General features: G+C 43.0%; 28 protein-coding genes. 14 read left to right on the top strand and 14 right to left on the bottom strand.

Annotation, left to right across the window (positions count from 1 at the left end):
• Nucleotides 1–83 precede the first annotated feature (83 nt).
• Nucleotides 84–1,286 carry an MFS transporter gene (locus G5T77_RS14295; RefSeq protein WP_166137470.1) on the top strand — a complete coding sequence of 401 codons (1,203 nt, stop codon included), beginning with the start codon at nt 84–86 and terminating at the stop codon, nt 1,284–1,286.
• Between the two features lie 39 nt (nt 1,287–1,325).
• Here the strand turns inward: G5T77_RS14295 and gshB are convergent, their stop codons facing one another.
• Complete coding sequence (gene gshB / locus G5T77_RS14290) at nt 1,326–2,273, bottom strand: glutathione synthase (protein ID WP_166137473.1); 948 nt, start codon at nt 2,271–2,273, stop codon at nt 1,326–1,328.
• 130 nt (nt 2,274–2,403) lie between these two features.
• On the opposite strand from gshB, the gene G5T77_RS14285 reads away from it, so the two are divergent.
• Complete coding sequence (locus G5T77_RS14285; protein WP_166137476.1) at nt 2,404–2,598, top strand: DUF3565 domain-containing protein; 195 nt, start codon at nt 2,404–2,406, stop codon at nt 2,596–2,598.
• A gap of 141 nt (nt 2,599–2,739) precedes the next feature.
• Here G5T77_RS14285 and G5T77_RS14280 read toward each other — a convergent pair whose 3' ends face one another.
• Together G5T77_RS14280 and pyrE are read right to left on the bottom strand one after the other, a co-directional pair.
• Nucleotides 2,740–3,051 (bottom strand): hypothetical protein, encoded by a 312-nt coding sequence (locus tag G5T77_RS14280; RefSeq protein WP_159124191.1) that lies wholly within the window; start codon nt 3,049–3,051, stop codon nt 2,740–2,742.
• A 423-nt stretch (nt 3,052–3,474) separates the two neighbouring features.
• A complete protein-coding gene (gene pyrE, locus G5T77_RS14275) occupies nt 3,475–4,125 on the bottom strand; it encodes an orotate phosphoribosyltransferase (protein ID WP_125279724.1) in 651 nt (216 codons plus the stop codon).
• Nucleotides 4,126–4,166: 41 nt separating this feature from the next.
• Here pyrE and G5T77_RS14270 point away from each other — a divergent pair, with 41 nt between their 5' ends.
• Both G5T77_RS14270 and G5T77_RS14265 read left to right on the top strand, forming a co-directional pair.
• Nucleotides 4,167–4,985, top strand: coding sequence for an exodeoxyribonuclease III (locus G5T77_RS14270; protein WP_159124217.1), 819 nt, complete (start codon nt 4,167–4,169; stop codon nt 4,983–4,985).
• Between the two features lie 469 nt (nt 4,986–5,454).
• Nucleotides 5,455–5,805, top strand: coding sequence for a Spx/MgsR family RNA polymerase-binding regulatory protein (locus G5T77_RS14265; protein WP_166137479.1), 351 nt, complete (start codon nt 5,455–5,457; stop codon nt 5,803–5,805).
• Nucleotides 5,806–5,891: 86 nt separating this feature from the next.
• Here G5T77_RS14265 and G5T77_RS14260 read toward each other — a convergent pair whose 3' ends face one another.
• Nucleotides 5,892–6,329, bottom strand: a complete 438-nt coding sequence (locus G5T77_RS14260) for a DUF2147 domain-containing protein (protein ID WP_004781465.1) — start codon at nt 6,327–6,329, stop codon at nt 5,892–5,894.
• Between the two features lie 155 nt (nt 6,330–6,484).
• On the opposite strand from G5T77_RS14260, the gene G5T77_RS14255 reads away from it, so the two are divergent.
• Nucleotides 6,485–7,396: an alpha/beta hydrolase gene (locus G5T77_RS14255; protein ID WP_166137482.1), complete on the top strand. Its 912-nt coding sequence runs from the start codon at nt 6,485–6,487 to the stop codon at nt 7,394–7,396.
• Nucleotides 7,397–7,468: 72 nt separating this feature from the next.
• Here the strand turns inward: G5T77_RS14255 and G5T77_RS14250 are convergent, their stop codons facing one another.
• Nucleotides 7,469–8,038 carry an FMN-dependent NADH-azoreductase gene (locus tag G5T77_RS14250; RefSeq protein ID WP_166137485.1) on the bottom strand — a complete coding sequence of 190 codons (570 nt, stop codon included), beginning with the start codon at nt 8,036–8,038 and terminating at the stop codon, nt 7,469–7,471.
• 264 nt (nt 8,039–8,302) lie between these two features.
• On the opposite strand from G5T77_RS14250, the gene G5T77_RS14245 reads away from it, so the two are divergent.
• Nucleotides 8,303–9,493 carry a GGDEF domain-containing protein gene (locus tag G5T77_RS14245; protein ID WP_166137488.1) on the top strand — a complete coding sequence of 397 codons (1,191 nt, stop codon included), beginning with the start codon at nt 8,303–8,305 and terminating at the stop codon, nt 9,491–9,493.
• Nucleotides 9,494–9,551: 58 nt separating this feature from the next.
• On the opposite strand, the gene dsbD is transcribed toward G5T77_RS14245, so the two are convergent.
• From dsbD to G5T77_RS14225, 4 genes are all read right to left on the bottom strand, one after another.
• Nucleotides 9,552–11,396, bottom strand: coding sequence for a protein-disulfide reductase DsbD (gene dsbD / locus G5T77_RS14240; RefSeq protein WP_166137491.1), 1,845 nt, complete (start codon nt 11,394–11,396; stop codon nt 9,552–9,554).
• A gap of 17 nt (nt 11,397–11,413) precedes the next feature.
• Nucleotides 11,414–12,181 (bottom strand): transporter, encoded by a 768-nt coding sequence (locus G5T77_RS14235; protein ID WP_166137494.1) that lies wholly within the window; start codon nt 12,179–12,181, stop codon nt 11,414–11,416.
• A 24-nt stretch (nt 12,182–12,205) separates the two neighbouring features.
• Entirely contained in the window at nt 12,206–12,748 is a 543-nt protein-coding gene (locus tag G5T77_RS14230) for an ankyrin repeat domain-containing protein (RefSeq protein WP_004781453.1), read from the bottom strand.
• Nucleotides 12,749–12,877: 129 nt separating this feature from the next.
• Complete coding sequence (locus G5T77_RS14225) at nt 12,878–13,246, bottom strand: HPF/RaiA family ribosome-associated protein (RefSeq protein WP_005232722.1); 369 nt, start codon at nt 13,244–13,246, stop codon at nt 12,878–12,880.
• Between the two features lie 240 nt (nt 13,247–13,486).
• Here G5T77_RS14225 and G5T77_RS14220 point away from each other — a divergent pair, with 240 nt between their 5' ends.
• From G5T77_RS14220 to G5T77_RS14205, 4 genes are all read left to right on the top strand, one after another.
• Nucleotides 13,487–13,630 carry a hypothetical protein gene (locus tag G5T77_RS14220; protein WP_159124199.1) on the top strand — a complete coding sequence of 48 codons (144 nt, stop codon included), beginning with the start codon at nt 13,487–13,489 and terminating at the stop codon, nt 13,628–13,630.
• Nucleotides 13,631–13,822: 192 nt separating this feature from the next.
• Nucleotides 13,823–14,554, top strand: coding sequence for an outer membrane protein OmpK (locus G5T77_RS14215; RefSeq protein ID WP_166137497.1), 732 nt, complete (start codon nt 13,823–13,825; stop codon nt 14,552–14,554).
• A 97-nt stretch (nt 14,555–14,651) separates the two neighbouring features.
• Nucleotides 14,652–15,155: a GNAT family N-acetyltransferase gene (locus tag G5T77_RS14210; RefSeq protein WP_166137500.1), complete on the top strand. Its 504-nt coding sequence runs from the start codon at nt 14,652–14,654 to the stop codon at nt 15,153–15,155.
• 119 nt (nt 15,156–15,274) lie between these two features.
• A complete protein-coding gene (locus G5T77_RS14205) occupies nt 15,275–16,003 on the top strand; it encodes a hypothetical protein (protein WP_166137503.1) in 729 nt (242 codons plus the stop codon).
• A gap of 59 nt (nt 16,004–16,062) precedes the next feature.
• Here G5T77_RS14205 and parE read toward each other — a convergent pair whose 3' ends face one another.
• Together parE and G5T77_RS14195 are read right to left on the bottom strand one after the other, a co-directional pair.
• Complete coding sequence (gene parE / locus G5T77_RS14200; RefSeq protein ID WP_166137506.1) at nt 16,063–17,943, bottom strand: DNA topoisomerase IV subunit B; 1,881 nt, start codon at nt 17,941–17,943, stop codon at nt 16,063–16,065.
• Between the two features lies 1 nt (nt 17,944).
• Nucleotides 17,945–18,538, bottom strand: a complete 594-nt coding sequence (locus tag G5T77_RS14195) for a YqiA/YcfP family alpha/beta fold hydrolase (protein ID WP_166137509.1) — start codon at nt 18,536–18,538, stop codon at nt 17,945–17,947.
• Nucleotides 18,539–18,780: 242 nt separating this feature from the next.
• Here G5T77_RS14195 and G5T77_RS14190 point away from each other — a divergent pair, with 242 nt between their 5' ends.
• Nucleotides 18,781–20,112: an alpha/beta hydrolase gene (locus tag G5T77_RS14190; RefSeq protein ID WP_166137513.1), complete on the top strand. Its 1,332-nt coding sequence runs from the start codon at nt 18,781–18,783 to the stop codon at nt 20,110–20,112.
• Nucleotides 20,113–20,200: 88 nt separating this feature from the next.
• Here the strand turns inward: G5T77_RS14190 and G5T77_RS14185 are convergent, their stop codons facing one another.
• Complete coding sequence (locus tag G5T77_RS14185; RefSeq protein WP_166137516.1) at nt 20,201–20,728, bottom strand: disulfide bond formation protein B; 528 nt, start codon at nt 20,726–20,728, stop codon at nt 20,201–20,203.
• Nucleotides 20,729–20,746: 18 nt separating this feature from the next.
• Nucleotides 20,747–22,324 (bottom strand): glutamate--cysteine ligase, encoded by a 1,578-nt coding sequence (gene gshA / locus G5T77_RS14180; protein WP_159124207.1) that lies wholly within the window; start codon nt 22,322–22,324, stop codon nt 20,747–20,749.
• A 211-nt stretch (nt 22,325–22,535) separates the two neighbouring features.
• Between gshA and G5T77_RS14175 the strand changes: the two genes are divergently transcribed.
• Genes G5T77_RS14175 through G5T77_RS14165 form a run of 3 tightly spaced genes read left to right on the top strand, consistent with a single transcriptional unit; the run spans nt 22,536 to nt 24,999 of the window.
• Nucleotides 22,536–23,075 (top strand): DUF924 family protein, encoded by a 540-nt coding sequence (locus G5T77_RS14175; RefSeq protein ID WP_166137519.1) that lies wholly within the window; start codon nt 22,536–22,538, stop codon nt 23,073–23,075.
• 41 nt (nt 23,076–23,116) lie between these two features.
• Complete coding sequence (locus G5T77_RS14170) at nt 23,117–23,683, top strand: hypothetical protein (protein ID WP_166137522.1); 567 nt, start codon at nt 23,117–23,119, stop codon at nt 23,681–23,683.
• Nucleotides 23,684–23,697: 14 nt separating this feature from the next.
• The gene (locus tag G5T77_RS14165) at nt 23,698–24,999 is read left to right on the top strand and encodes a DUF445 domain-containing protein (RefSeq protein WP_159124210.1); all 1,302 of its coding nucleotides are present in this window, start codon (nt 23,698–23,700) and stop codon (nt 24,997–24,999) included.
• Between the two features lie 86 nt (nt 25,000–25,085).
• On the opposite strand, the gene G5T77_RS14160 is transcribed toward G5T77_RS14165, so the two are convergent.
• Entirely contained in the window at nt 25,086–25,373 is a 288-nt protein-coding gene (locus G5T77_RS14160) for a DUF2798 domain-containing protein (RefSeq protein ID WP_125278848.1), read from the bottom strand.
• Nucleotides 25,374–25,454: the final 81 nt, after the last annotated feature.

The following is a 25,454-nucleotide window of genomic DNA, read 5'->3' as shown; positions in this document are numbered from 1 at the left end:
ATAAAATTTTATGTTATCCCTATCTCTATATAATTTTTTTCAAATTGATCTGCATACTCCTTAAATGGATTCAAGCATTATAGATGTCAAAAATATCAATTCGTGATCTATGGATTATTTTAGCCGGTTATCTGGCGGCCATGCATGTCGGCAAACTGTCTGCTGTTATTCCCATTCTGCAACAGGATTTAGGCTTAAGTTTTACGCAAGCCGGGTTTTCCCTATCTTTAGTACAAGGGGCCGGGATGCTATTCGCCCTTTGTATTGGTGCTTTTTCGGAAAAAGTGGGTTTAAAGCGCTGCATGATTTTGGCGTTAATCATTTTAGGACTGAGCAGTATCGCTGGCCTTTGGATTCAGCATGCCACAGCCTTATATTTCTTCCGCTTTACCGAAGGGATTGGATTTTTAACTATTTCCTTGTGCGCGCCTGCAATTTTAAAACGGATCAGTCGGCCTGAAACACTGAATTTTAAAATGGGACTCTGGAGTTCCTATATGGGTGTCGGTGTCAGTCTTGCTGTTTTTAGTATTCCTGTTTTACTCGAATACCTGAACTGGCAGAATATTTGGGCTATTCTCGGCAGTCTATGCTTGATTATTGCAGGCATCATTAAACGATACCTGCGAATAGATTCAATGGCATTTGCATCTAACACAATTCCTCAACCAGTACCGTCAAATACTTCATTCTGGCAGATTGTCAAAGTTACCCTTACCCATCCACCCATTCTGTGTTTAGCTATTATTTTTGCCTGTTATACCAGTCAGTGGATTACCGTGACCGGGTTCCTGCCCAGCATGTATGTCGAACATGGTATTGATTTAAAAGTTGCAGGCGTTCTGGTTTCAATCGTGGTACTTGCCAATCTGGGCGGCACTTTTGGTGCAGGTATGTTGTTACAACGTGGCTGGAAACCCAAGACGCTATTCAGTACCGGATTTACAGCCATGCTGTGCAGCAGCTTTCTGGCTTTTGCAGCCAGTTCATGGCTCATGTTCGACTTACAGTTTATAAGTGCTGTACTGTTTTCACTGATTGGTGGAATTATCCCGACCACTATTTTTGCCATTACTTTGCAGCATGCCCCGCGTGCCAATGCCGCAGCAGCCAGTGTGGGTCTGGTTTTACAGCTTTCAGCCTGTGCTCAATTTTTTGTGCCGCCTTTGAGCGCAGCACTGGTTTCGACTACACAGAATTGGGCTTATATCGCGGCAGTTACCGCCAGCCTCTCTATATTAGGAATCTTAATGACCCTGCTTTTATTCAAGCATTATGGCCAATAAAAAGAGCCTCAGACGAGGCTCTTTTTTATTATTGAAAGCTTAGGCTTGACCCAGACCGGCTTCCAGTACATCAAACAGGTCATCTGCAATGGAGGTACCAAACTGAGTATCAATTTCACGGATACAGGTTGGACTGGTGACGTTAATTTCAGTGACATAATTGCCAATCACATCCAGACCGACAAATACCAAACCTTTTTCTCTGAGATAAGGCCCCACTTGCGCTGCAATGGCTCTATCATTCTCAGTTAATGGACGTGCTTGACCTAAACCACCTGCTGCCAGATTGCCACGCACTTCACCATTTTGCGGAATACGGGCCAGACAATACGGTACTGGTTCGCCATTGATCATCAGGATACGCTTATCCCCTTCTACAATTTCAGGAATATAACGCTGTGCCATAATCGGCTGGTTACCATTGTTGGTCAGAATCTCAATGGTTGAGCCAATATTGATACCATCCTGATAGAGACGGAAAATTCCGGTGCCGCCCATACCATCCAATGGTTTTACAATCACATCAACATGCTCTTTTAAAAATTCACGGAGCAGGCTTTGTTGCGACGTTACCAAAGTCGGAACTTGCAGGTGCGGGAACTGAGTAGCAAACAGCTTTTCATTGCAGTCACGCAGGCTTTGCGGTTTGTTGATAATCCATGCTCCTTCACGTTCTGCCTGTTCCAGAATATAAGTGGTATAGACAAAGTTCATGTCGAATGGCGGATCTTTACGCATCAGCACCACATCATAAGCCGCAATCGATTCTTTTTTCTTTTCACCCAGTTCGTAGTAATGGTTATAGTCTTCAAATACCTGCAAAGGCGAGATCAGACCAAAGGCCTTACCTTGGTCGATATATAAATCTTGCTGTAATGCATAACCCAGTTCATGTCCACGGCGTGCAGCTGCCCATAACATGACCATGGTTGAATCTTTTTTCAGGTTTACATTTTCGATGGGATCCATCACAACAAGTACGCGCATGTCTCTGTGCTCTTTCTTAAAAATACATTAGCAAGGAGTATAGCCTGTGCAGTTTCTTTTGTTTATGGTGATTTTGCATGACTAATTTTGTATAAATGCTTAAATACTTTAATCAACAAGAGCATTTATCATGCAGCAGGCAATTGTCGGCTTTCATCTGGATGAAGAAAATCATTGGGTCGCTGAACTGGCCTGTGGTCATGGTCAGCATGTGCGGCATGATCCACCTTGGCAAAACCGTCCTTGGGTCATGACCGAACAAGGCCGTAAAGAAAAACTGGGCGTCTTATTGGACTGCAAAAAATGTGAAATACACGAGTATTAATATCTTCTAAATCAAATCAGTATATATACTCACCCTGAGTATTTTATCTCGTTTAGAAAATTGATTAAAACCTGAATAAAAATAATAATACCTTGCTTATAAATGCATTATCTTTCAACTAAATACATCTAATTTTATGATTTAACGATTATTTTTCGAAATCATGGTTCCCAGCATAATAATAAAGGTACTGACCCCGCCAATCAGTAAGCTCATCAGGGCAATTTCCAAAGTGATCTTATGATGCCAGCTCTGATCAGGAATCCAGGGCAAATTCAGATTTTCCCCAAAGATAAAGTTAATAGTACATATAATCAGAAAGCCAATCGTTGTAGAGATCAGTAAAGTCACCACCAAGTTTTTCCACATCTTGTAGCCTACCAGCATGACAATAATGGCTAAACCTACCACCGTTATAATCGATATAAATAAAACACTGTTCCAGTAATCCATTCCTAGTACTCTTATTTTAAATCAATTAAAATTATGAAATTCTTATAATTAATTACGTAATGTTTATTTCAATATAGGCGGATTACAATTTGTAAACAATGACCATAACTACCTTATTCATTTTATTTGTAAAGAGACTTTATGAGGTTTAATTCATGCTTTAATGAGTTTCTTTTAAAAATATTTTTCTTTTTAGATAAAATAATTTTGATCAAGATTTATATATTGAGAAGAATATTTATATAAAATTTAATTTTGAAGAAGATAATATAACTTATCAAATTTAAAGTTTATCTAGATCAGAATTTCTATCTTATTATTTATATTTCTTTTAAATACAGTCGCCTGAACAGAATCTTTCTTCCCATAAAAAGTAAAGCCTTAGATTACTAAGGCTTTACTTTTTATCTGGTGAATCAGGTTTTAGATTCCGTATTTCACACGATAAGCTTCCATTTTCGCCAATGCTTCGCTATCGCCTTTTGCATCTAGGTAATTCATTAAATCTTTCATGGTAATTAGTGCATGTACTGGAATTTCCAGTTCTTTTTGTACTTCCTGAATAGCAGATAATTCACCTTGGCCTTTTTCCTGACGATCAAGAGCAACCAGTACACCTGCAATTTGCGCACCAGCATTTTTCAGGATGGTGACTACTTCACGAATCGCAGTACCGGCTGTAATCACATCATCAATAATCCAGACTTTTTTCCCTTCCACTGAAGCACCGACCAGCACACCACCTTCACCGTGATCTTTGGCTTCTTTACGGTTAAAACCCCATGGCACGCTTACGCCATGATTTTGAGACAGCGCCACTGCTGTAGCCGCCACAAAAGGAATACCTTTGTAAGCTGGTCCAAAAATCACTTCAACATTATCGCATTCAGTTAATTTTGCAGCATAGCCAGAAGCCAGTAGTGACAAGGCTTCACCATCATTGAGCAAGCCAGCATTAAAAAAATAAGGACTCACACGTCCTGATTTTAAAGTAAACTCACCAAATTTAAGCACACCACGTGATAATGCGAGTTCGATAAAAGCTTGCGGGTTAAACTGAGCTGGCGTTGACATGAGGTGCTCCTAAATCCATTAATTAAGGGTAAGACTTGCGCATGATACCAAAGAGTAGCTATCCAGGTGATCAAAAAATTCTTCGTGTCGTTTCAATTAATGTCAACGGTTTACGTTCCTCTGTCAGCAAGGGCTTGCTAGAGTGGATCGAACAGTCTGATGCCGATGTGATCTGCATGCAGGAAAGCCGGATTACCCATGCGCAGTGGACTGATAAATTTAAGCCTGAAGGCTGGTATACCCACCTGTTCCCTGCCGAGCGTCCAGGTTACGCGGGTACAGCGATTTACAGCCGTCTGCCTTTCGTTTCCATTACCGATGGTTTGGGTTTTGAACTGGCCGATTCTCAAGGTCGCTTTATCTCGGCAGAATTTGACTTGGGTCTAGAAAAAACAGCACATATCTGTTCGCTGTATTTACCTTCAGGTTCTTCGGGCGATGAAGCGCAGGCACGTAAAGATCACTTTCTGGAAGAGTATAAAAAGATCCTGAAACAATGGCGCGATGAAGACAAATCCATCATTGTCTGTGGTGATTACAATATCGTGCATAAACGTATCGATATTAAAAACTGGTCTGGTAACCAGAAAGCATCGGGCTGCTTGCCGCATGAACGTGCATGGTTGGATCATATCTATGATGAACTGGGTTATGTCGATACGTTCCGCGAAGTCCGTAAAGAAGCCGAGCTATATTCCTGGTGGTCGAATCGTGGTCAAGCCCGCGCCAAGAACGTGGGCTGGCGGATTGACTATCAGGCCTGCTCACCGGACTGGAAAGACCGTACTGTAAATGCCTGGGTCTATAAAGATGAATGGTTTAGTGACCATGCACCCGTGATTATTGACTATAAAATCTAAAACTGACCGAAAGATTGAGTGAACATTCGTTCACTCAATTAAGGTTTATTACCTACACTACATGACGTATTTTCAGGTTTATCTTCAGACCCTAACAGCGCATGATACTCACACGGCACAGGGATATGTCAGGATGACACTATAAGGACAGGACGCCGTAGGAAGAAAATAAAACAAACTATCAGATTTAGCTTGTTTTTCATGGATGTGACAACGGACGTTGTATTGAGACCCGCATAATCAGGATGATTAGATGCGGGTTTTCTCATTTCAGTACCTTCATTTTTTTCTTATTCTTAAACTTTACCATTTACTTTTTAATACCCATTCTGCTCTTAAACGATGTCAATCGAATGACATGTCTTTTAAATATTGCTTAAAAACAAGCTTCTTGGAAACACATAGGCGATCGGCATAAATTCAGCTAAGCTAAGCCATCAATAAATAAACTGTTTGGGATACAGCGAGCATGCTCAAGATTTATGGCATTAAAAACTGCAATTCGATGAAAAAAGCTTTTGATTTACTTGATGAACTGGGATTGGCTTACGAATTTCATGATTATAAAAAACAGGGAATTGACGCGGATACTGTTAAAACCTGGCTAGATGCTTTAGGTCAAGATGTGGTACTGAATAAGAAAGGCACCACCTGGCGTAAACTTACTATTGAAGAGCAGGAAAATGCCCTTGCCAGTGAAGATAATCTGATTACCGCCTTAACTACTCATACCAGCCTGATCAAACGTCCGGTATTACAGACTGCAACTGGTTTTATCGCTGGTTTTGACGAAGCCGCTTATCAAAAGCTAAAAGACTAATCATCCCAGATGATCTGGAAGAATAAAAAAAGCCTGACTTCTGTCAGGCTTTTTTATGGTAGTTTTTAGAGAACGGTCATGATCTATTATTTGGCACGAATCCAGGTTTGGTTACGACCTAAAGCAGACACGCCGATATAACCGCGCAGCTCAAGCTTCTTGCCACCATCTGTCAGGTTGCCTTTCAGCTTATAAGTTTTACCAGATTTTGGATCTAGGATCGAACCACTGTCATAGCTGGTTCCGCCTGTATTTTTCAGGCCTTTCACAATCGTTAAACCTTTCAGCGATTTATTGTGATACGGACCTTCACATTTTGTACAAGCATTTTCTTCACCCGGTGTTAATACCGATTGGATGCTTGCAGATAATGTCCCATTTTTTTGCTCAGTAAATTTTACTATAGCCTTTGGTTGTTTGGTTTCGTCGTCAATCGTTTTCCAAACGGTACCATTTAAAGGATCTGCAGCATTGGCCAGCGCAGATAAGCCGAGTAGTCCTAACATTAGCGTAATTTTTTTCATTTTTCTTCATTTCCCTAGTCTGAGATAGACCGATGTAGTATTAAAAAGTCACAACATTTTTGCAATTTTTACCTGTGACTATTTAGTGTAACCTTGTAAACATTGTTGGTAAATAATCCACATAATCAATAAAAGCAGAAAAAGATGGAAAGAAGATGAAGATGAGCCCCGTGACGAAACAATTAATTACAGAAAGTCTTTTAAAAGCGACCATCCGTGCGCCTAGTCGGTTCAATCTTCCTCCAAGCTCCTTGCGGGTCGCACTGGAGCAGATGTGCAAGATTTTTCCGCAAGATAAGTCCGTACAAATCCGTTCACTCCGACTGGCGGGTATACATGCCGAGGAAATCAAGCCGCAACAGGAATCCAGCCAGCTGATTTTTCATATTCATGGCGGTGCTTTTTATCTCGGTTCCTTAAATACCCATCGTGCCTTTATGACCCAGATTGCCGCTCGCACCCAGATGCAAGTACTGCATATTGATTATCCTCTGGCACCTGAATCTGCTTATCCTGAACCTTTGGAGGCCCTATTTGATGTCTATAATCTGTTATTAGATCAGGGCATTCAGGCCAAGGATATTATTCTGTCCGGAGATTCGTGTGGTGCTAATCTGGCATTGGCATTGGCACTCAAGTTACAGCAGGAAGACCTACCACAGGTGAGTGGACTGATTCTACTTTCCCCTTTCCTTGATCTGACCCTGACTAGTGAATCACTACGCTATAATCAGAAACATGATGCCCTGCTGTCGATTGAAACCCTCAAAACCGGGATTCAGTATTATGTACCGAGTGCAATGGATCGTGGCGATCCGGAAATTTCCCCATTTTTTGCCGATCTCAGTGGTTTGCCACCGATGCATATACAGGTGGGGTCTAAAGAAATTCTGCTGGATGATGCCACACGCTTCAAGGAAAAAGCGGAACAGGCTGGTGTCGAGGTTGAATTCAAGATATATACCGGGATGTGGCATAACTTTCAGATGTTTAGTGCCTGGTTTGAAGAGGCCCGACAAGCGCTGGCGGATCTTTCAGAATTTGCTCATCGTCTGGATCAAGACTAGAAATTTAAAAGAAGCCATAAAAAAGGTCAGCGATTGCTGACCTTTTTTTGTTCATTCATTTTCTATCGAATTTTAGATCTGGCTTACCTGCGCCATCGCAGTTTCAATTGCCTGCTGTTTCGCTACATCACCCATATTGACGCCTTCAGCACGAATCACGTGCACATCAGTTACGCCAGTAAAGTTAAATACAGTTTTCAGGAAAGCTTCCTGGAAATCGACTGGGCTTTGTTCGCCATAAATACCCCCACGGCTACTGGCAATATAGACTTTCTTTTCACCTGCCAGACCCACTGGGCCATTTTCTGTATATTTAAAGGTACGTCCCGCCACACTAATGCGGTCAATCCAGGCTTTTAAAGTAGAAGGTAGGCCGAAGTTATACATAGCAGCCCCTACCACCACGATATCCGCCTGTAAGTACTGCTGTAAAATCTGTTCTCCTAAAGCCGCCTGCTCAAGATTCTGACCCATCAAAATTTCGGCAGTTAAATGTGGAATCGGCTGTGCAGCTAAGTCCAGATATTCAAGCTCAACTGCCTCACCATGTTTCTGTTGAAGCTGTCCCACAATAGCTTGAGTCAACTGACGGGAAATAGAGGCATCACCTAAAATACTGGCATCAATCTGTAAAATTTTCATTGCTTAATCTGGTCCGTTCATTGTTCGGGAATGGACATAGCTTAATAAACTTTAAATAATGAAATAATGGGTTTAAATAAAACACTTCATTGCGTATTTAGAACAATAAATTTCTAGCTTAATTTTTCTCCTTTTTTTTAATTTTTGATAAATATTACTGATTATCAATGAATTAATTTTATGTTATATTTCTGTAAATAATTAAAGCAATATTTTTCTATCTTTTAAAAACTTAGCAATAACAATAAAGGTCAGACCTGTTGTATGAAGCGAATGTCAGCAGTATTACAAAAATTCCAGAATCATCGACTCAAGAAATATCTGATCGAAGATGAAGTGGTGATGAACTGGGGAATTTTGAAAAAGTGTATCCTGATGCTGGCACTGGGCTGTGGCATACATATCAGCTGGCTAAGTTGGGACCTTTTTGTCCTGTCACATCCGCAATACTGGCAGCATGTCCATATTGATGTCGTTCGTTCAGAGATTCACATGAATGGCCTATTTTTACTGGCGCTGGTTCTTCTGATTTATCCCTGTTATAAATTTCAGGGCAATGCACTGATAGAACGATATTTTCCCTATCTGGCAGTGGGCATCTTTGTGGTGTCCCTGTGTCGGGATGCATATATCGTAGGCGTGATTAGCCCGGTAGCCACAATTGCCTATGTTTGCCTGATGACGGTAGGTCTAGTCCTGTTTCACCGGAGACTGGTCTATAGCATGCTGATTCCGGCCTCACTGTTTCTGGTAACTTGTGCCTATCTAAGCTTTAACCAACAACTGCCTTATTCACCACTTTTTAATATTCAGGACCAGTTTTTCCATAATAGCTTCTGGCTGTTATCAATGCTGTATTTTATCCTGCCGATTCTTGCTGTCTGCATGATTTTATTTGAGATTTTACTCAGTCAATGGCGCTATCGCGAACAGCTAATTAACCATCTCAGCCAGATTGATCCTCTGACCAATCTGTTTAATCGCCGTAGCATTAATCAATGTCTGGATCAGTTAAATAGTACTGCGACTTTTAACTATGCCCTGGTGCTGCTGGATCTGGATCATTTCAAAAAGATCAATGATTACTATGGACATCACAAGGGCGATGAAACATTGGTACAAGTCAGTGCGGTACTAAACCAGCAATTGCGTGAAAGCGATGTCGTTGGCCGGTTCGGTGGTGAAGAATTTATTCTGGTCCTGAATAATTCCAGCCTGGAGAAAGCTCAGCAGGTAGCAGAGCGTTGCCGAAGCGCGATCCAGCAACTACAGATTTTTAGTGATGAAGGACAATTGATCCCGGTGACGGCCAGCTTTGGCATTGCTATTTCAAAACCAGAATTACGCCCACAGCAACTTTTAAGCCAAGCCGATCAGGCCCTTTATCAGGCCAAAGCTAGTGGACGGAATCAAGTGAAATCTTATCTGGAACCTCTAAAAGTTCAACCAGCCTGATATTTTTATCGGCCTTATTCACTTTAAAGCATGTACCCGAAAAGCTTTAAAGTGAATGCTAGAGCTGTTCTAAAAGCTGTAGCTGTGCCAATAATTCTGCTTTACTAAATGCGCCAGTCAAACGTAAGCTGCGAATCTCCTGCTGCTGAGTATCAAGAAATAAATAGGTCGGTGGTCCCAGAATTTCCCATCGGTTAAGTAAAGCCTGATGCGTAGCATCATACTGACTAAGATCAAGCTTGATCAGAAAATAAGGGGCTAAGGCCTGCTGGACAGCAACTGCCTTTAATACTTTATGTTCAATCGGCTGACAGGCCACACACCAATCAGCATAGACATCAATAATGACCTTCTGCCCTTGCGGTACTGTAGCCAATAACTGTTCAAATTCAGTGGCCGTTTTTGCTATATGCCAACTCGCCTGTTGTTGGGCAGTTTCAACAAAAAAACGCTGACTATGCTGATACTGACTATATGTAATATAAGGCACTGCAATAGCCAAACAGATGATATAGAGCCAGCGCAGTCCGGTATTTTTCCAGAATAATCGTGCCAGAACATAAACAACAAAGCTTAAGCCCAGCCCTAGCGACAGCCACTGCAATGCCGCTTCTGAAATCAGCGGACGAATAAAATACAAGGCCAAAGCTAGCATAATGAAAGCAAAGAGCACTTTCACCTGATTCATCCAGTGCCCGGCTCGAGGTAGAATACGTGCCCCCATAATACTGGCCAGCAGCAACGGGGTGCCCATACCGAAACCCAACGTAAACAACAGCACTGCGCCTTGCCACTGGTTCTGAGTCTGGGAAATAAATAATAAAGCACCGGCTAATGGTGCCGTCATACAAGGCCCAACCAGCAAGGCAGAAACAGATCCCATGATCGCAGCGCTAACCAGAGTTCCCCCTTGCTGCATCGCCTGAACCCGGTCCAGACGTTGCGTCAGACGCTGTGGCATTTTAATTTCAAACAGGCCAAACAGGTTGAGGGCAAATACCACAAATAATGCACTAAATGCCATCAGGGTGGCAGGTTGCTGTAACCAGCGCTGAAAGTTGAGTCCGGCTGAAGACGCGATCAAGCCTAATACCGCATAGACTGCGGCCATACTGCTTACAAAGCTTAGGGCAATCATCCAGGCCTTGATGCCTTTGCTATCACGAACAATTAATGAAGTCAGAATTGGCAGCATCGGCAAAGAGCATGGCGTAAATGCCAGCAAAATGCCCAAGCCGAAAAATAACAGCAATCCATAAGCCAGCGAACTTTCAGCCAGACGTGTAGACCATTGCTGGTCTTGTGCCGAGTCGCTGTTGGATCGTGTAGAAATGACTTCAACGATTTTACTGTCTGTATTTCCTGATTCTAGATCATCAGCAGAATTTTCCAGAATTCGATTGTGCTGTGAGGAAGAGCTACTTAGATCCAGTAACCGTTTATTACCCGAGCCAGTAGATTCATATTGCACCAGACCGGATAAGTCAGTCTTGAATTCAATGGTTTGGGGTGGGTAACAAAGCCGGTCTTTGGCACAACCTTGCCAGCTGACCTGATACGTTTGACCCGCCTGTGTCGGAATCTGAACTTTTAATTGCTGATAATAAACCTGGGTATGACCATAGTTTTCATCATGTAGATCTTCAGCGGGTGGTAATTGCAAGGTCATCGGCTGACTTCCCTGCTTTACCTCTACCTTATGCTGATAAAGATAATAGTTTTGCGGAATTTCCCAGCTAAGTTCAGCCTGTTGCTGAGTGACTGAACTGATACTCAGAGGAAAAGCCTGCTCAGGCGAAAGCAAAGGCGCTTCTGCCTGAGCAATATTACTAAGCAACACTGTGCCCAATAAGACTGGAGAAAAAACTTTTCTCCCGATCTTAAACTGTAGTGCTTTGGTCATATCGGAATAAGAGCAGCTTAGAATAGGAATGATACGCCCAAGCCTGAGAAGTAACCTTTATTCTGACCTTCCAGATCTACCCCAACACTGGCATCAAGTTGTACCTGATCATTCAATGCATACATGACGCCAGTCCCTAGTGCATATTCATTATTCTGACTTTCGGCTTTACGATAAATCAGTTCCGAATAACCTGACCAGCGCTCAGTAATCTGATAGCCTAAAGCTGGAATCGCAGTAATTGCCCAGTTGCTATCCTGCCATTCATAACGCATGGTCAGTGCAGTATTCACCAAATCATTATATTGATAAGCAACTGCTGAGCTCAGGCTATAAATATCTTCTTCATTACTAAAATTAGCATTACCTGTGGCAATAATAGCTTCAGCCATCAGCGCCATACTGAGTTTTTCATCATCCAGATCAATGGCTTTTTTCAGGCCAATACTGACATCGCCTAAACCATCATCCTCTTCAGTCTGACCATTGAACTTGGTTTGTGACCAGGCCGGACCAGCCCAGCCTAAACGTAATTCCAGATCATCAGTCAAACCGGTACGCAACAAGACGTCGGCATTTAAAGTGGTTTGTTTCAGCTTGCTTCCATCCACAGTCGCTTCGCTATAAGAGAAACTCGGTAAACCCTGTTCCCAAGCTAACTGACCCACTGGTACGGTACTGGTACCCAAACCTTCACCTGGTCGGTCAAATTCAACTGCAGCACAAAGCTGTGCACTGACACCCGTCAGTGCCATCAAACCCAATATTCTTAAAGTTGTCTTCATCTTGTTGGAGCTCTTTCTTAAAATTTAATGTAATTCCTTGGTCATTTTTGCGCCATGACTACGCAATAATTCTAGGGTCTGTTTTTCTTCTTCCAGTGCTTCTGCCCAGTTAATTTCATCAAAATCACAATCAAAGAATAAATCACTAATCGATGACAGAATGGTTAATCCTTCTTCATCCTTGCTGTTCGGATTGACTTTTTCTTCTAATAGGCGCTGCACTGCAGGTACACAGGCTGCACTGGCCGCATCCCAAAGCGGGCCATAAACTTCTTCAGCATCCCAGAGATGCAAATTGACTTTGGCCTGGATCAGCGCTTCCAGAATCTGTAAATGTACATCCAGACGTTGCTGTTTTTCTTCAGCAGTTAAGGGACTGCCCGCTTCATAAGCTTCGCAGACTTCTTCCCACCATTTGAACAGGCCATCTGACCAGATGGAAATAACTGGGCCTTTTTCCAGATCAATAAAATTCGGGTTAAGTCCATCTGCCAAAAGCTGTTTGACCTGACCCAGATTGAGTTCTTCGAGTGCTTGCACAAAAAGCTGTTGTTGCGCAGTTAACATGATGGAGCTCACTTCAAATTCGTTTTTCACTATTATGCCGAATAAAGCGGGATTTGTTTTGTTCTCATTCGTTTATTTTATCTAAAATTGAAAAAAGCCCCGTAGGGGCCTTTTTCATCTGCGAATTATTTATTGTTCTAGATCTGTACCCGTATCTTCTTCCGCAAGTTTTAGCGGAGTGCTACGTACGTTATCTTTTTTCTCAATCACATGTTCCAGACTGCGTTTTAAACGGTCGATGGCACCATGAATGGCAGTATCAACATTATGACCATGATGGTTCACGACAATTGGCTTCAAGCCGGCAGGACGTGCTTCGATCATGCAGCGAATATCATCATCGCCTCCTTTGGCGGCATTTTCATCGCTAAGATGCACTGAGAAATGGGTAATACGCTCACTGTGGCGCTGAAATTCCTGATTTAATTCGGTACGAACGTAAGTAATTAGACGATCACTATTGCGAATGTTTTTATCGGTACGGAGTTCAATGTTCATAAAATACCATCCTCAAATCATTTTAACTTTTTAGTGCAGAATTTTTATCTTGGCACGTGTATAGCTTGCTGTTTTATATTGCATTTCAAATCTTCAAATCGCTTTGGATAAAACCCTCCAGATTGAATGATGAACACATTTTTGAGTCTGCAGAACCGTGTTCCTATACTTCGAATATCGGTCCTCTCTTGAAAATATGCAAGTGATATTTTGATTTTTTTAGCAAAAGGACAACCGATCGTGACAACTGCTTACCGGATCGTGATTGACCTTCCAGATTTGGAACAATCGAAATACTATTCACATGACCTTCCCAAAATTAAAGCAGTCTTTGCCCTGTTCATAAAAGATCTATGTAATTACTTTAATCAGCTTCAAAATTGAGTCTCAATTCTTAAAATTAATTTAAATATAAAAATTTAACTCGCTTCAAATATCCTATAAACCTTCTTCTCCCAATATCTCAAATTATCATCAGCTCAGGACGATGAAATATTTCTGTCAGTGATCAATTTTGACTTTATTTTTACTTATTAATCTGTATCCTTAAGCTGCTTTCTCGGGGGAGATATTTAAATGAAATTTACACAAATCGCGGCACTTTGTGCATTGGCTTCAACAGCAGCTTTCACTCAGGCAGCAGTTTGGCAGGATTTTAGTTTGACAGGCCTATATGGCGAAAATTATGCACATCATATAGGTATGGTTGATGATTTAGAACAGTCAACCATTACGGCTGAATATGCAGCTGGTTTAAAATATGGTGATATCTTCGCCTTTGCTGACCGTACTAATAATGATCTCAGTGGTAATGAAACTTACTTTGAAGTTTCACCACGTTTAAGCTTAGGTGCGGTCACTGGCCAAAAACTTGAAGCTGGTCCAATTAAAGACGTACTTATTTCTACTACTTGGGAAGGTGGTGAAGGCTTTAATAATTACCTATATGGTATTGGATTTGCTCTAGATGTTCCTTATACCAGTTATGCAAACATCAACTTCTATAAAGTTGATAATGAAAAAGGTTCTGAAGATGATTATCAGATGACCATTACTTATGCGGTTCCATTTAAAATTGGTAGTGAAGAATTCCTAGCAGATGCTTTCCTAGACTGGTCAACAGCTGAGAAAAACGATCATGCAAGTGAATTGAACTGGACGTCTCAATACAAATGGAATGCAGGCAAACATATTTCACCTGAAACCAAATTATACTTCGGTGTTGAGCATTCAGTTTGGAACAATAAATATGCAATCAAAGGTTTAGACGAACATAATGTCAGCGCATTGGTGAAATACCACTTCTAAGTTTTTAGAATGAATAAAGCAGGACTTCGGTTCTGCTTTTTTATTGCCTAAATTCAGGTTATGGTTAGATATTCTCTTTCTTTTTTGGCATCTGCTTATGAGCTTTGTTATTCGTCCTGCTCAAATTCAAGATCTGGAACATCTACTCCCGATCTACAATGCTGAAATCTTATACGGAACCTCAACCTGGAATAGCACGCCAAAAACGATCCAGGATTTTCAGAACATGCTGAATGAATTAAATGCTCAGCAATTTCCTTTATTAGTAGCTGAGCATTCAGCATCCAGGCAAATTGCAGGTTATGCGGATTATTCTACATTTCGACCCATTCAGGGCTTTAAACACACTGTTGAACATTCTGTCTTTATTCATGCAGACTTTATTGGGCAAGGTCTGGGTAAAGCTTTGATGCTCAAGCTGATTGAACATGCGCGGCAAAATGCTATCCATGTCATGGTCGGTGCCATTGACCATGAAAATCATGCATCAATTGCCTTACATGAGAAATTAGGTTTTAAACAAACCGGTTATATGCCGGAAGTTGGACAGAAATTTGGACAATGGCGCGATCTGGTATTGATGCAACTCAACCTGAATTAAACCAAAATATTTTATTTTTTATGTAAAACTTAATCTAATTGGATCAATAATCTGTTAGAAAAATTACTGATAGATAAAATTTTCTATTAAAACCAGAATAATGTCAGTTGAGTAAAATTATGAATAAGTGGCTTATCTTTATCAGTATTCTCCCTCTGAGTAGTTTCAGTTTCGCCAATTCAGACTTTGAAACTGAACTCCGATCCGAATGTGCCAAGGTGAAAAGCTATGCCAACTCGGGAAGAAAATTTTATGATCAGAAACAGTATCAAAATGCGCTAGGACAATTTCAACAGCAAGCTTCCTGGTCTGCTTTTTGTGAGATGCATAGTGAAAACAGTGGTGTATCTTTTTCCGAAAATGCTATTGCCACTGCTTTTAATAATGTTGGCTTAAGCTATTTTAAATCAGGAAAGCCACAATGGGCACGGGCCTGGTTCTCAGTCTTTCCTCAAGCCAAAAGCAGTCAATTTAATTTAAAACAGCTTCCTTCCCCGCAAAAAACTCAAAACTTGGCTGGCATCTATATACAGCATGCTGGCTTCGGTCACTGGAATACCATTCAAGTCAAACGGATTAAAAATTCTTATCAGATTCATTTTAATGGCCTCTATATGGGACTAAATAGCATGATTTATGGTCCAAATATAGGTGAATTTGAAACCACAATGCCTGTTAATAAAACCCAAACGACCTATCGATCAGATGACTGCAAAATTAATCTCAATTTTGCTTTTGATCCTAAACAGGGGCAGCAGGTAATTTTAAAACAGGACAGTGGCAGTTCAGGTTGTGGCTTTGGACATAATGTCTATGCAGATGGACACTATTTAAAAGTTGAGTCCTAAATTGAGTTGTTAAAAAAGCCCGCGATTGCGGACTTTTTAAATGCATATTAGAAATATACTTAAACAACGATATCCGCCAGATTACCTTTCTGTTCCAGCCAGTCTTTACGGTCACTGGCGCGTTTTTTGGCCAGAAGTTTATCCAGTAAGCCTGAAGTCAGGTGCACATCATCCAGATCCAGTTGTACCAGACGGCGAGTATTAGGATCCAAAGTCGTTTCGCGAAGCTGGCTGGCATTCATCTCACCTAAACCTTTGAATCGGGTAATCTGCGGGTTCTTGGTTTTACATTTTTTCAGGATGCCTTCCAGTTCATCTTCATCCAGCGCATAGTGCACATCTTTAGCATCATCGATACGGAATAGTGGTGGCATCGCTACAAACAGATGCCCTTCCTCGACCAGAATCGGAAAGTGTTTTACAAACAGCGCACATAACAAAGTCGCAATATGCAGACCATCCGAATCGGCATCGGCAAGAATACAGATCTTGCCATAACGCAGTTCAGACAGGTCATCTGAACCTGGATCGACGCCAATCGCGATTGCAATGTTATGCACTTCCTGAGAGGCCAGCACTTCATCCGAAGAGACTTCCCAAGTATTTAAAATTTTCCCGCGAATCGGCATGATCGCTTGGAAATTCTTGTCCCGTGCCTGCTTGGCTGAGCCGCCCGCAGAGTCCCCTTCCACAATAAACAGTTCAGACTGATCCAGATCATGTCCCACACAATCTGACAGTTTCCCAGGTAAAGTCGGACCAGCGACAATTTTCTTACGCTCAACTTTCTTGGCTGCTTTTAGACGGCGACCTGCTTTGGAAATCGCCATTTCTGCCAGTTGCATAGCAATGTCTGAATTCTGGTTTAACCATAGCGCAAACGCATCTTTGGCAATATTCTGTACGATACCTGAGGCTTCACGGCTAGATAAACGTTCCTTGGTCTGACCAGAGAATTGTGGCTCCTGGAATTTCAGTGACAAGATATAGTTCACTCCATCCCAGACATCTTCTGCAGACAGTTTCATATTCCGCGGCAACAGGTTACGCAGTTCACAGAACTCACGCATGGCATCGGTCACGCCTGAACGTAAGCCATTCACGTGAGTACCACCCTGTGCGGTTGGAATCAGGTTGACGTATGATTCCTGAATACTTTCTCCACCTTCCACATTCCAGCAGATGGCAAATTCTGCACTGGCACGCTCAGCATCACCTGTCGCCACAAACGCAGGGGCCGGAATGATTTCACGGTCTTCCAGCTCATCCATCAAATAGTCGACCAGACCATTTTCAAACTGCCAGGTGATCTTTTCATCATTGATCTGGTCGATATAGTTAATTTGCAGACCAGCAGCCAATACCGCTTTGGCTTTTAAGTTATGTTTTAATGCTTTAAGGGCAAATTTAGGCGAATCAAAATATTTGGTTTCCGGCCAGAAATGAACAGTTGTCCCTGTGGCACGTTTCGGTGCCTTGCCTTCTAGTACTTCTAACGGTGCAGTCGGTTCACCATTTTCAAAGGCCATTTTGTACAGGTTACCGTGACGCTGAACTTCAACTTCTACGCGGCTAGAAAGCGCGTTGACGACCGAGATCCCTACGCCATGCAGACCGCCAGAAAATTGATAATTATCAGTACTGAACTTACCACCGGCATGCAGTTTGGTCAGGATAATTTCAATCCCGCTCTGACCATATTCCGGGTGAATATCGACAGGCATACCACGGCCATTGTCTTCGACCGATAATGAACCATCCTTATACACCGTGACCGTGACTTTATTGGCATGTCCCGCCAGTGCCTCATCGACCGCGTTATCAATCACTTCCTGCGCCAAGTGGTTTGGACGAGAGGTATCGGTATACATGCCCGGACGACGACGCACCGGATCTAGACCAGATAAAACTTCAAGAGATTGAGCCGTATATTGAGACACGTTATTCGGTTTCCTTTTTTATGCAGTCGGATAAAAACTGTAAGAGCAGCGGAATTTTCTCCGCAAAATCATCCATACCATGGCTGCCATTGGCCTCGGTCATCAGCAGTGCAGGTGGACGAGCTGAACTATAATAGCGATGTGCTTCACGATAATCCAAAACTTCATCGCCTTGTTGTAACAGCACTAATATTTTGTCTGCATCTTGTGCAGTTGGTAGCGCCATAGCTTCGAGCTGGCCAAGATCTGCGTCATTCAGGCACCAGTTCGGATGAATCTGCAGAGGCAATTCATCATCAAACAGTTCACGAAACAGCTGCCATGGTCGCATTGCCGGATTGATCAGTACAGCCGGCACATGCGCTTGAGCGACCAGATATGTCGCATAGAATCCCCCAAGACTACTGCCGACCAATGCCACCTGATCCATCGACTGGATCAATTTAGAAATCTTCTGAATTGCAGTCATCGGCGGCATGTTCAAATCGGGTAAATGCACCTGAATATCCGGGTACTTGGCACAGTATTGTTCCAATAACTGGCCTTTAATCGAGCTACTACTACTCTTGAACCCATGCAGGTAAATGATATTCATCGGCAATCAATAAAAAACAAACAAAATGTCAAAATTTAATTTAAAAGTGTGAAATACACTTCATTTTATAACCACTTAATTGCTTAAATTGTCTGACAAAAAAGCCTTTAATGTTATGCAATTCTCGCTATTTTAAGAGTATTCCGAATAAATTGAGAATCAAGAATACTGAAAAAAGAATTTATACCGCGAAGTGCTCAAAAAAGAAAGATGTCTACGGCTCATATAAAGGATAGGATCAAATGCCAAGTTTAACGCCATTGCATGAAACCTATTGTCGATGGGACCGAACTCCGCTTAGCCAGGCAGATGTCCTGGAAGGCCTGGCACAATTGGTCACCATGCGCTTTAGTGATGTAGTACAGGAGCTGATTAAATCGATTCAGCGTGAAATTTTAATGAGCGTATTCGGGCTGAGTGAAAAAAATTCCAAAACTTTCCAGAATATTCCTTATATCGTACGTCTGTATCAAATGTCTTATGACATGATCTTTCATTATGGCAATACCCTGATTGCGCCTGGACTGCGTCGTATTATTGAAAGATTTCCTAAATTACATAATAAACCCCTGACCCCGACCATGCATTTTATGGTCAGTGCCCTGAACGGGATTATTGGCGATTATCTGCTGAAATATCAGAATCCCCTCGCCCTGCCGATGCTCATTTACGATCATTATGGTTCTCTGCAACAAGGTGAGCTAACTGGACGCATTACCCTATTTGTACATGGTCTGTGCATGAACCATCTGGACTGGTCAACCCGCAAATATCCGGGTATTGGGGAAAAATTACTGGCACAGCGTGACCATAACACCATGCTGTACCTGAATTACAATACCGGACGCCGCATTTCAGCCAATGGCCGCAGTCTGGCCAATGCCTTGCAGGATCTGGTCAAACGTAATCCAGGAATTACCAGTATTGATCTGATCGGACACAGTATGGGCGGTCTGGTGTCACGCAGCGCCTTGTTCTATGGCAAACAAAATGTCTATGACTGGATTCCGATGGTAGAAAATCTGGTCTGTCTGGGCTCACCGCATCATGGTGCGGTACTGGAACGTTTTGGTTTTAGTTTGCAGGAAAAGCTCGGACATTTTCCTTTAGTGAAAATTGTGGGACATGTGGTGAATATTCGCAGTAACGGAATTCTAGACTTACGTCATGGCAGCGTCCGGGATGATGACTGGGAACACAATCCGGTACGGATTGGCTTTATGGACGACAACCGTAAACCGGCACCGATTCCTGCGCATATTGATGCCTATCTGGTGGCAGGTACGATCGAGTTTGAACACCATACCAACAAAACGCTTAATGTGATCGGTGATTATCTGGTCAGTGTCAAAAGTGCCTTGGGCGAACATCCCCATCCGCGTTTTGATCTGAAAGTACCCGACGCACATAAGGCGATTTTCTATGGACTGAATCATTTTGAAATTCAGTATCATCCACTGGTGGCCGAACAGATTGTGCGCTGGTTCTATCCAAGTGTGGAAGATGAAACCTATACGCAAATTCATGAATACGTGACCGATCTGGACAGTATTGAAGGCATTGCCCTAACATGATTGAAGGTAAAAAATTTGGTTCGCCTCTAAGAGAGTGATAAAAAAAAGCCAGTCTGTAGACTGGCTTTTTTGATTCCAATTTTGAAAATCAGTATTTATCTCTTAAACGTTTGACGGGCGCAGTCTGATATTTGCGGAATAACTGCCACAGGCTGATCAGCAATAAAATACTGAAGAACATCAATGACCAGACCGGTAAAGATTGCCCCAGGAACGTCCAGTCAATTGCGGCACATTCACCTGAACCGTTTAATACCTGCTGTAATACCGATTTCATCGGCAAAGTTTCCAGCCAGTAATCCAGACCTGGGCCACAGCTCGGCACTTGATCTGGGGGCAGGTTCTGTAGCCAGACATGCCGTGCAGCGACACCGACTGACCATAAGATACTCAGCGAGCCTAAGAAAGCATAACCACGCTTCATGGCATTGGATTTCGGATTATGCAGCAAGGCAATCAGGGAAATAATCCCTAGTCCGATCAATCCGATTCGTTGAAACACACACAATGGGCAAGGGTTCAGACCCTGTCCATGCTCAAGATATAAAGCAAATGCCATCCCGGCAACAGATGCCAAAAACAACACACCACTCACGAAGCGATAACCCCATTGCATGGTTAATCCTCTTATTTATTATCGATATTGGGCTAAATATTCAGTAAAACTGATCGTGTTATCTTGCTCGAGCTGCTGTTGTTGCTGCAATGACTTTTGTGACAATTCATTGAAATATTTAAGTGTTTCTTTGCTTAATCGATGTGATTCATAGAGATTGCTATGCTGATGGGCCAAATGCTGGCCAAACTGCCACATGCTGCTGTGGCTACGAATATCTCCGACAATCAGGGCTGACAAGGTCGCATCAACTTCATCGACACGGATCTGCATGGCTTGCATAGCATTGCTATATAGATCAGTTTCATAAGCCTGATCGAGCAATTGAGCCAGTGGCTGCATACGTTGCAAATGCAGATTACACCAGTCTTCAATCATATAGCGCTGGCCATTTTCCATAATCGCAGCGTTATAGGCGCGGCCACGATTGACCACTTCAGCCTGATTCTGGTCAATGATTTCCTGTTCGGCATCCAGCAATGCCGGGCTGTCTTGCAATAAGCAGTACAGTGCCACTACTTCCAGGAAGCCGGCAGTATCTTCATTGATCCCGATCGCGCTATACGGATTGACATCTACAGCACGCAGCTCAACATAGCCGATCCCGCGATTTTGCAAGGCTTGCGATGGAGTTTCACCTTCTTTAGGTACCTGCTTTGGACGCACCAGACTGTAGTATTCATTTTCAATCTGTAGCACATGGTCATTGATCTGAATTGGCTGACCATTGGCATCATCCAGACCCAGACGGGTAAACTGTTTGTACGGTGTTCTGACCGCTTTTTGCAGACCTTCCAGATAATCCTGCAGATTATTGTAGTGAATACCCAGCTGTTTCTGCGCTGAATTCTGGTAGCCAAAGCGTCCCATCCGTAATGCAGTCGAATAAGGCGTATATAAAGTACCGCGTACCAGCGGGAATAAATGGTGATCGCGTCCGGTCATAAAACACTGGCAAACGGCTGGACTGGCGCCAACCAGAAAAATCACCAATGGGGTTAAACGAATAAAGTTACGGATCAGCCCCATATAACGATGGCTGCGATAATCCTGCAGACTTAAAGCGCGCAGCTCTTCATCAGTTTCCTGTTCCTGGAGCGCTATAAAGAAATGATCCGGGAAAGACAGATTATAGTGAACCCCGGAAATGGTCTGCATACGACGGCCATAACGCACGCCTAAACCATGACGATACAGCGTTTTAAATAAACCAATATTGGAGCTGCCATATTGCGCTAGCGGGATATTTTCATCCTTGCTGTCGAGCATACATGGCATAGACATCGGCCAGAGCTTTTCATCATTTTTCAGATGACGGTGTACAAAGGCATGAATGTCGGTCAGATAGTTGAGAGCTTCAGTAATACTCTCTTTCGGTGGAGTAATAAACTCCATCAAGGCTTCAGAATAATCGGTCGTAATATGCGGATGTGTCAGAGCTGAACCTAAGGCATGAGGATGCGGTTCCTGTGACAGGAAACCATTGCTTTGCATACGCAAGCTCTCACGCTCGATACCGCGCAGCATTCCTTTGATGAGCGACGAATCTACCCATTCCGGTAATACATCATGGGCAGTCGATTCAGGTTGACTCATTACAATCTCGCTTAATGGGGGTAACTATTAAAATAGAATCATCGGTTTAGCTTAGTATACCGCGATTTCCAGACAGCACATGCTGCCCTGCCTAGTTTTCAAGCAAACCATTGATTTTTAGTTGGGCAAATTTTTAACACAAAGTTTCTCTATAAGACATGTGAAATTTGTGATTTTATTAACAAATAAATGCTAATAAATTGTAAACATTATGAATTATCAAGATATTTTAGACTTCTGGTTTAGTCCTGAAACTCAACCCAACTGGTTTGCCAAAAGTGACCAGTTCGACCAAAGTTTGAAGGAAAAATTTGGTGATATTCTGGAACAGGCGAGTAGAGCTGAACTATGGTCATGGCGTAAGAATGCTGATGGTCGATTAGCTGAAATCATTGTTCTGGACCAGTTCTCACGCAATATTTTTCGGGATACGCCGCGTGCTTTTGCTCAGGATAGTCTGGCTTTGGCACTGGCTCAGGAAGCCATCAGCCAGGATCTGGATAAACAGCTGAGTCCGGAGCAACGTTCCTTTCTTTATATGCCTTTCATGCATAGCGAGTCTCAATTAATCCATGAATTTGCGCTAAAATTATTTCAGCGCCTCGGCAATCCAGAAAACCTCGAATATGAAATCAAGCATAAAATCATTATTGACCGTTTCGGACGCTACCCACATCGCAACCAGATTCTGGGCCGTGAATCCACCGAGGAAGAATTGAGTTTCCTGACCCAGCCAGATAGCAGCTTCTAGAGGTCTGTAACTCGCTGGATCATCCTATCAGGAGAACGAAGATGAAAAAGACCGTCATTGCCCTGACCCTTGCGACGACTGCCCTGCTTTCTGGCTGTGCAACGATACCGTCCAAGCCGCTTACCTTTGACCAGCTCGGCCAGTACAGCACTACTCCACTGAATGCCAACACTTATCGCATCAGTTTTCAGGCGCGACCTAATATGAGTTTCGGTACAGCCGAAGAAATTACCCTGCTGAAAGCCGCGCAGACCACAGTTCAGAACGGTTTCCAGTTTTTCCGGGTACTGAACGATCCAAGCAACCGTACCCAGCAACCACCGCGTCAGGCGATTGTCTATCCGGCGCCTAGCGTCTATCCATACGGCTATTATCGTCCTTATGGTTATTCCCGTCGCTATCCGGGATTCTGGCCCGATCCATTCTATGACCAGCCCTATACTGTCACTTTAGATCCTGCTCAAGTGGCTTATACCATTGAGTGCTTTAAAGCCGGTCAGGAGCCGAAAGATGCCTTTGATGCCCGCTTGATTTTACAATCACTTGGCGCTAAATATGGAGTAAGTCCATCCGGCCAAGTACTCCAACCGCAGCCGGCCACGCCCTAATAACAGGATGATTTATGCAGAAAGAGCAGCCGTCACCGAGCTTACAACGCAGTAAACGTTTTGCGACTATTGCACTGGTCGTCGCAGTACTGGCTTGGCTGGCGCTGATGATTACTGCCAAACTGCTGCCTGAATATGTCTGGCTGATTCATATTCTGATGCTCTCTGCCGAAGCAGGTGTAGTCGGTGGTCTGGCGGACTGGTATGCAATTACCGTGCTGTTCCGCAATCCTTTTGGCCGGCTACCGATTCCAAAATTTTTACGTGACCATACTGAAATTATTCCACGCAATAAGGCCCGGATTGCCGAATCTATGGGGCGCTTTGTGCAGGAAAATTTCCTTTCCCCGCAAATTGTGCAGCGCAGTCTGGCCAGTACCGATTTAAGTCTGGCTGCTGGCCGCTGGCTGGCCAATCCGCAGAATAATGCTCAAGTCACACAAGTGATTCAGCAGACCGTACCCAAAGTATTTGAATTTGTCGGGCAGGAACAGATCGCCGGATTTATTCAGAGCAATAGTGTGCAATGGGTCAAAAACACCCAGATCAATACCCTGGCCAGCGAAATGCTGCGCGCTGTTTTGGAAAATGATTTCCATCAGGATGTGCTGCAACGCGGCCTAGATGTGGTACATGCCTGGATGACTTCACATCCAGAACAAACCCGTGAGCTGACCCGCACTTTATTCAAGGAAATGGGCGTCTGGCGTCTGGCCAAAGGCGCCAGCTGGATCGGTATTGATGTGCAGCAACGCAGTATCGATTCGGTGATTCAGCGGGTGGAAGCCATGCTGGCAGATCCCGACCATCCGTGGCGGCTTAAAATTGAAGAAACAGCTCAAGAATTGATGCAGCAATTGGCAGATTCTGAAAGTATGGCCAGCCAGCGACTGAATGAAACTAAAGATGCCCTGCTTGACAGTCCGCAAGTGCTAAATTTTATCAGTGGTGCAGTGGTCATTTTATGCGATGCCATCAAAGCAGATTTGCAAAAGTCGGATTCGGGGATTGCGGAGAATCTGCGAGTCGCCATTCAGCAAGTCGGTGAAAATATTATTTCAAATACTTCAGTGCGTGAGTTGCTGAATAACCGTCTCAGTGGTATCGCTGTCGATTTGAGTGACCAGTACAGTGAGAAAGTGATCCGTTTTATCAGTGAACGTATTCATGAATGGGATTCGACTGAGATGATCGACAAGATTGAAAACGAAGTCGGTGGTGACCTGCATATGATCCGGGTTAATGGTGTCGTGGTCGGGGCCTGTATTGGTCTGATCCTTGGAATCATCCGTGCTGCAGTCGAGCATCTGATTTAATTGATTTTTAGTTAGAGAGCCCATCTGTTAGTGAATGCTTTTTACCTTCTAGAACTTCTTTCTTAATTCTCATTGATAGAAAACAATTATTTGGGTGGCTGATTTCCTGACATATCGACCAGCAAGCCGGCAAATTTGCGTACAAAAGGTAAAAGCGTCACCACAATCGGAAAAGCAATCGCCCAGGAAATCATCCAGTTATGAAACCAGAGGGCCATAAAGCCCTCAATCCAGCCCAGATTGCGCAGCATGTTAATCATGGAAATAATTCCACTCATCAGGCAGGACAAGATAAAAGGCACAATGACCAAGGCCCATTTGGCTGGAAGTTTGGGAATATTGCCGATGATGGTCGGACGCTGTTTTGAATCCATGCTGACTCTTTTTATAGTTTCAATCAGGCTAATATAGGCCATTTTGATTGCTGGATGATTCATTTTTTATAGTAAAGTTTG

The sequence above is a fragment of the Acinetobacter sp. GFQ9D191M genome, assembly GCF_011174875.1.
Classification (GTDB): domain Bacteria; phylum Pseudomonadota; class Gammaproteobacteria; order Pseudomonadales; family Moraxellaceae; genus Acinetobacter.
The sequence above is the reverse complement of the archived record's forward strand: the minus strand, read 5'-3'. Positions and strand labels throughout refer to the sequence as shown.